The organism is Nostoc sp. CHAB 5715 (assembly GCF_020829685.1).
Taxonomy (GTDB): Bacteria; Cyanobacteriota; Cyanobacteriia; order Cyanobacteriales; family Nostocaceae; genus Nostoc.
This window is the reverse complement of sequence record NZ_JAIVFR010000549.1, coordinates 1-5174: the sequence shown is the minus strand read 5'-3', so window position 1 is coordinate 5174 and position 5174 is coordinate 1. Positions and strand designations below refer to the sequence as shown.

5 protein-coding genes are annotated in these 5174 nt (G+C 42.6%); 4 read left to right on the top strand and 1 reads right to left on the bottom strand.

The genetic code is table 11. The annotated features are described in order from the left end of the window. On the top strand, positions 1-2298 hold a 2298-nt coding region (locus LC574_RS25745; protein ID WP_229456377.1), incomplete at its 5' end, for a condensation domain-containing protein. A 111-nt stretch (positions 2299-2409) separates the two neighbouring features. On the opposite strand, the gene LC574_RS25740 is transcribed toward LC574_RS25745, so the two are convergent. After that, complete coding sequence (locus LC574_RS25740) at positions 2410-2685, bottom strand: hypothetical protein (protein ID WP_229456376.1); 276 nt, start codon at positions 2683-2685, stop codon at positions 2410-2412. Positions 2686-2969: 284 nt separating this feature from the next. Here LC574_RS25740 and LC574_RS39230 point away from each other — a divergent pair, with 284 nt between their 5' ends. The 3 genes from LC574_RS39230 (at position 2970) to LC574_RS25730 (ending at position 5168) form a co-directional block, all read left to right on the top strand. Beyond that, positions 2970-3035: a hypothetical protein gene (locus LC574_RS39230; RefSeq protein WP_368736735.1), complete on the top strand. Its 66-nt coding sequence runs from the start codon at positions 2970-2972 to the stop codon at positions 3033-3035. Between the two features lie 58 nt (positions 3036-3093). After that, positions 3094-4056, top strand: coding sequence for a glycosyltransferase family 9 protein (locus LC574_RS25735; RefSeq protein WP_229456375.1), 963 nt, complete (start codon positions 3094-3096; stop codon positions 4054-4056). Between the two features lie 80 nt (positions 4057-4136). Continuing rightward, positions 4137-5168 (top strand): glycosyltransferase family 9 protein, encoded by a 1032-nt coding sequence (locus LC574_RS25730; RefSeq protein ID WP_229456374.1) that lies wholly within the window; start codon positions 4137-4139, stop codon positions 5166-5168. Positions 5169-5174: the final 6 nt, after the last annotated feature.

The following is a 5174-nucleotide window of genomic DNA, read 5'->3' as shown; positions in this document are numbered from 1 at the left end:
CCAGGCCATCAAGACGGACGCGCAGGGGTTGGAGGCGGGCGAAGTGAACTCACCCAGGAGCGGTTTGTACTCAATCCCTTTAGCAATCAGCAGCAAGGGCGTTTATACAAAACGGGGGATTTAGCGCGATATTTACCTACAGGTGAGCTTGAGTATAAAGGACGCATCGATCATCAAGTCAAAATTCGGGGCTTTCGGATTGAGTTAGGAGAAATTAAAGCACTACTTTCTGGGCACCAAGGTGTGCGAGAATGTGTTGTACTTGCCAGAGAGGATGAACTTAATAATAAGCGATTGGTAGCCTATATTGTTCCTGACCAGACCCAAGCTTCAACCATTCTCAATTTGGTGAGTTTAAGAGAGCAGGGGATGTTGGGCGATGCTCCTTTAGGAGCCGCCAAGGGCGATCGCTCTCTCTATGAGTTACCCAATGGAAAGCAGTGTTTCCCTCAAAAAACGGGATCAAATAGTTTAGGCGATCGCCAATCGACTTGGAACAGTTTAGAGAGATACATTCAAGACCTTCGCCACTATCTCAAGAAAAAACTGCCTGAGTACATGATTCCATCTGCCTTTGTTGTCCTAGAAAAGTTTCCCTTAACGTCTAATGGAAAAGTTGATAGCCGCGCTCTACCCATACCGGAAAATTTCCAGATTGGACTAGAATCTAGCTTCGTAGCACCCAGCACCCCCACCCAAGAAATTTTAGCTAACCTTTGGGCTGCGATTCTCAGTATTGAGAAAGTCGGGATTTACGATAACTTTTTTGAATTGGGAGGACATTCTCTGCTGGCGACCTCACTCGTCTTCCGAATTTGCCAAGCCTTTGCGATTGATTTTCCCCTGCGGTGTCTGTTTGAAACCCCGACGATCGCCGCCCTCAGCAAGTTAATTGAGTCGTTCAAAGCCCATCCAAAACTCAGTTCAAATGGGATTTCTGCTACCATGCTAGCCATGTCTGGCTTGCAGAGAAACCCATCTACACCCGTGCCTCTGTCGCTATCACAGCAGGGGTTATGGTTCCTGGAGCAATCAGCAAGTACGGTTGCAACTCTCAATAGTTCGACTCTGATGCGAGTCAGGCGTTCTCTCTCACCAGAGGTCGTCGAGCAAAGTTTGAACGAAATCGTCCGCCGTCATGAGAATCTCCGCACGGTCTTCACCGTCATCAACGATCAGCCGATGCAGATCGTTTTACCTCACCTGCACCTGCCATTAATCTATGAAAACCTACAGCACCTACCCCCAGAGGCGCGTGAGTCGGAAGCGGTTCGTTTGGGAATTAAAATACGTCAGCAGCCCTTCAATCTGGCTGTTGCTCCCCCAATCAGAGCTGCCTTATTTCAACTGAATCCAAAAGAGCATTGGCTCGTGATTACCATGCACCATATGATCACAGATGGTTGGTCATTTGGTGTGCTTCTGCAAGAATTAGACGCACTGATGCAGGCTTTCGCCAATGGGCAACCTTCGCCCCTCCCAGCCCTATCATGCCAATATGCAGACTTTGCCTTGTGGCAGCAGCAAGTCTACAACGAGTCCGCGATCGCACAGCAACTCAGCTATTGGCAACGCAAACTCGTTGATAACGAGTTACACCCCTCTCCAAGTCTGATGCTGTCTAGTAAACAGGCAGGACACCGTTTTATCCACTTACCTGAGTATCTCGTTCGTTCGATTGAAGGGCTGGGTCGTTCACAGAGGGTGACGAGTTTTGTCATCTTGTTGAGCGCTTTCAAACTTGTTTTAGCGAAGTGGAACCAACAAAATGAGATTTTGATTCTGGCAACGCTCGGCAACCGCACCGGGCCAAACACAGAGGGCATGATTGGCTGCTTTATCAATGACGTGATTCTGCGATCGCTAATTTTGCCGGAACAGACTGGCTCGACCGTAATTAAACAACTTCAAGAGACCGTCAATGAAGCGATCGAACATAAAGAGGTGCAGCTGTATCAGGTGATCGAGCAGATCCAACATTTACGTCCCCTGAATCTGCTGGCAAGCATTACCATGACCCCCTCAGTTCAAGATCAAATACCAGGTTGGGAAGCGATCGCACCATCAGAATGGGGCGATATGCCAATGGAACTTTATGGCAAGACACCCCCATTGGAGCTTTACGTTGAACTGTCAAAAACAATCCAGATCAGGGCTAAATACGGCACTGAGAAATTTACAGCAGAGACAATCGATCGCCTATTAAACAACTATCAGGAGATGCTGACGAAGCTTGTTAGCCATTCAGAAATGACTGTTTCAAACCTCTTTAAGACAATGTATTCAGATCCCATCTAGTGTTCTGTCTCATTATTTTTGCAGGGTGAATTAACTTTTAAATTTTTCTTCTTTTTTCGCTTTCTTCGCGTACTTTGCGTACTTCGCGGTTCGTTCTTAAACCTCTCAGAATTAACGCGACGAACTACTAGCCCAATCATGTTTTGATATAGTAATCGTGCCGTCAGAAACGATTTGTAGCTTTGGTATTGATGACCAGCTAGTATATAAAGAGAACAAACACTGTTGAAGGAATGGTAAATGTTTAGTTCCAGTCATTGTCAAAAACATTAGCTCTATTTCTGGTTTTGGCGGAACTTGAGGATTTGGTAAAAGATTCAAAATAAATTCGTATGCCATTCTAGAGCGAACAGCTACTAGCTTCTTAAAATTAGTACTCAACAGCATTAACTCTCCTTACCTCTGTAGGTGACATCGTTGTTGACATATCTAAAATCTTGTGAAATTTGGAAACTCTAACCGTATGTACTTCAAAAACTCTGGTCGCTTTTACTATCTCTCTAACGTAACTCTTTTAATTATTTATAACACTACGTGCTTTGTTTCCAAAAAAATCACAAATATTAATAATAGAGAGATGAAAGAGTTCGAGAAGAGAAAGTTCCACAGTTGCACTTAACAAATCCTAAAATGATTGTGCAAAGCTACTTGAAAATTTCTACAGTCCTTATTTGTTCATGGGTTGGTGTTTTGGTGGATTGGTAGCTTTTGAGATGGCTCAATTGTTGCGATCGTAAAATCGAAAAACTGCCTTTTTACTAAAAATTGAAGACACTAAATACGGAATAACCAAATATGTTTAATAACAGCAGTATAAGTCAATCTATCTTCTATCCACGATTTCGAGATTCAGAACCATTAGTTGCATCGAAATATTATACTGAAAAGTATAACTGTGACTTGGCAATACCTAGTTATCTCGGAATAGGAAGTTGTGTTTGTTATACACCATTAGTTGAAGCATTATCTTTAAACAAAGGGCGACTCATAAAATTATTGACTGCTCCTTTAAACTACTATAAAAAGGCTCAAGAAAACGGGTATTCAATCTGGGAAAACAATCCATATATTGAGACAATTATCAATGCCGATGATATAGACCAGAACATCATGGTAGAACTTTCCATTGAGTCAGATAATTTTTGTCAAAGCCATCATATCATAGAAAATATCTGTTTTGCTCATGGACTGCGTCCTCGTCAATTAAGGGGTTCTTTATTTTTATCTCACGAAGAAATGCAGTGGGGATTAAAGACCCTTGCTCACCTCAAACGTCCTGTTGTTTGTATCTGTCCCTATGGGACTTCATCGAGTACTACAGATTCACCTTGGCATTTAGATAATTGGCTGGAATTAGTCGATTACTTGAAAAATAAAGTAAGTTTTTTACATATTGGCAATAATGACTTTGAGCAAAAGACGTTTTCTATCTTTACACCAAAAACAACTATTAGACAAGCAATGGCTCTGATTTGGGCAAGTGATTTATATGTAGGATTTGATACTGGGCCTTCTCATATTGCCACTGCATTTCAGAAACCAACACTGGTTTTATGGGATGCTGTGAGAAAAGCTTCTTTAGAAGAAGAGAAACAGGAAGGATTTAGTATTGCTCATCTGCGTCGATGGTCTTATCCTCAAAATCAGAATTTAGTTATTCTTGGTGAGAAAAAGAAGGAAGTCCTTGAAGACTGCTTGGAATTCATTCTTGAACAACTCAACTCCTTTAATCGACTTAGTAAACTAATCACGAATTGATAAAAATAAGAGAATGTTTGGAAACTTGTTGTCAGGCATCATCTAAAAATAATTTGAAAAATTTGTAAGAAATTCGTGATATGCAAGTCTTTGTCGATCAATCCTTACGCCCACATCCCCATCTTGCCGTATTCGGCTCCAGCAAGGTTGGGAATTATGTAGTAATTACCCCCTTGCTGCGAGGTCTAAAAGAAAAATATCCAGATTGCACGTTGGATTTTTTTGGCAGTGACGTAACCCAAGACTTTGAACTCTATTGTCCCTACATTGATTGGCGCTTTTCTCTGTATAGCGATCGCGATGATATCTTAGCGCAGTTAGCGCAAGTAGTGCATCAACGGCAACAAGTTGCAGGCTCTTACGATTTAGCGATTAATTGTGATGAATTCAGCCCCATCAACTTAGTGATGACAACTGCCCTACGTCCACTATATGTGACAGGAGCAGCCCTGACACAAGACTTTCAGAAAAAGCTTGATGGAGGTGAAAATGCGAATTTAATTCAACGCCTGCTCCAGGATCGAGATTGGAATAGTTCTGAATTGGTCGAACGGCATCAAGGCGTGATTCAGAGCAATTACATTGGGGAAATCTTCTGTCGTTTAGCCTATGTTGAAACCGACTTTTTCAAGCTAGAACTGCCTAGTCAAGAACCTAATTTTCCTGTACCCGATGTGCTAATTCATGTGACAGCCACCCGACCTGCTAAACTCTGGCCGATTCACGCTTGGCAGCAAGTGATCCAGTGGTGTGCGGCACAAGGACTGAGTGTTGGTTTAGTGGGTAGTGCGCCGAAGATACAGAAAACGCTGTACAATGCAGGTTCTATAGAGGACGAGTTGTTACAAACTACTGCTTTGATTGATCTCAGAGGTCAGACATCTCTGTTAGAATTGGCAGGTGCATTTCTTCAAACCAAAGTCTTCATCTCAGTGGATGCAGGTCCATTACATATTGCAGCTGCGGTGGGATGCCAGACAATTGCTATTTTCGGTAATGATGTTGACGGCGATGGAGCCAGTCCAATACACTTGTGGAAACCAAGACAACCTCACGTACATCTAGCACTTTCAACCTTCAAATGTACTTTATGTCAAAAGCATAGTTTGTAACAACTC